Source organism: Streptomyces sp. NPDC054840 (assembly GCF_053611065.1).
Genome location: NZ_JBSGZP010001133.1, coordinates 1 through 1246 on the forward strand (window position 1 = coordinate 1; position 1246 = coordinate 1246).

Annotated in this window: 2 protein-coding genes; both read left to right on the top strand. The window is 70.9% G+C overall.

Features of this window, described 5'->3' with window-relative positions:
- Positions 1–496, top strand: a 496-nt coding sequence (locus ACWGIU_RS38125) for an RICIN domain-containing protein (protein WP_453712712.1), incomplete at its 5' end; no start/stop codon positions are given.
- Between the two features lie 51 nt (positions 497–547).
- Positions 548–928 (top strand): VOC family protein, encoded by a 381-nt coding sequence (locus ACWGIU_RS38130; RefSeq protein WP_453712714.1) that lies wholly within the window; start codon positions 548–550, stop codon positions 926–928.
- The last annotated feature ends 318 nt before the right edge of the window (positions 929–1246 follow it).

The following is a 1246-nucleotide window of genomic DNA, read 5'->3' on the forward strand; positions in this document are numbered from 1 at the left end:
GCCCGGCTCGGGCAGCGCCGGGAACTCCGGCGATGCCGGCAACCCCGCGAACGCGGGCGGCTCCGGCAGTACGCGCCCCGCCAACGGCGGGACGTCCACGGCGCCCACCAGCGCGGCACCCCCGGCGCCACCCGCGTCCGGCACCTACCGCTTCCGGAACGGCAACAACAGCAAGTGCATCACACAGGTATTCGGGGCTTCGGACTACGGCGACTGCGCGGACGCCAGCGCCCGGTGGACCGTCCGGAGCAGACCGGACGGCAGCTTCAAGCTCGTCAACCAGCAGGGCGGCGGCTGCCTGTACGCCAATATGCTCGGCCAGGCGGTCTTCGTCGGCGACTGCTCCGAGGGCACCGCACGGCTGTGGCGTACGGGGTCGGGCGGCAGCCTCCGCAACGACTTCAGCGGGGGCTGTCTCGACCTGGGCATGAGCAGCGGCCTGGTGACCAAGACGTGCGGCGGGGAGGCGTCGCAGCGCTGGACGAAGCTCAGCTGAAGAGGGAATGTCGGTGGCGGACGGAGCGGGCGGTCAGGCAGGCTGAGCGGCATGGTCTCAGTGGTGCAGAACGTGGCGATCGACTGTTCGGATGCGTACGAGCTGGCTCGGTTCTGGAGTGCGGTGACCGGTTGTCCGCTGCATCCGCAGGTCGCACCGGGCGACCGGGAGACCGTGGTGATGCTCGCGCAGGGGCCGTTGCTGTACTTCAACCAGGTTCCGGAACCGAAGAGCGTCAAGAACCGGATCCACCTGTGCCTGCGTCCGACGACCTCGCGTGAGGAGGAGGTCGAGCGACTGTTGGAGCTCGGAGCCACCCTGGTCATCGACCGCCGGCAGCCCGACGGCGCGGGCTGGGCGGTTCTCGCCGATCCCGAAGGCAATGAATTCTGCGTCCTGCGCGGCGAGTCCGACCACGCCGCGACGTCCTGAGAGACCCTTGGCGGCCGGTCGCAGCCACCGGCCCGGGAGCCGGAGGACGCGCGCCGCCATCACTCCCCGCGAGCGCCCGGAAGCGTAGCGCGCGAACCGAAGATCCCGGCCCGTGCGACTACGACCTCTGGCGGAGGGACCGGGCGGGCCGATGATCTACTCTGCGCGCTATGTGGTCTCCTCTCCTCCGCTTCCTTGCCGCCTCCGGCAAGGCGGCGGTCATGCTGCGGTCCCTCGCAGCCTGTGTGCTCGCGGCCGCGGCCTGGGCTGACGTACGGGCCGGGGCGTTCACCGGATCGGGGTCGCAGGGCGTGCTCG

What these genes read in the sequence shown, in the direction of transcription:
- ACWGIU_RS38130 (WP_453712714.1), top strand. Translation starts at nt 548, where the DNA reads ATGGTCTCAGTGGTGCAGAACGTGGCGATCGACTGTTCGGATGCGTAC.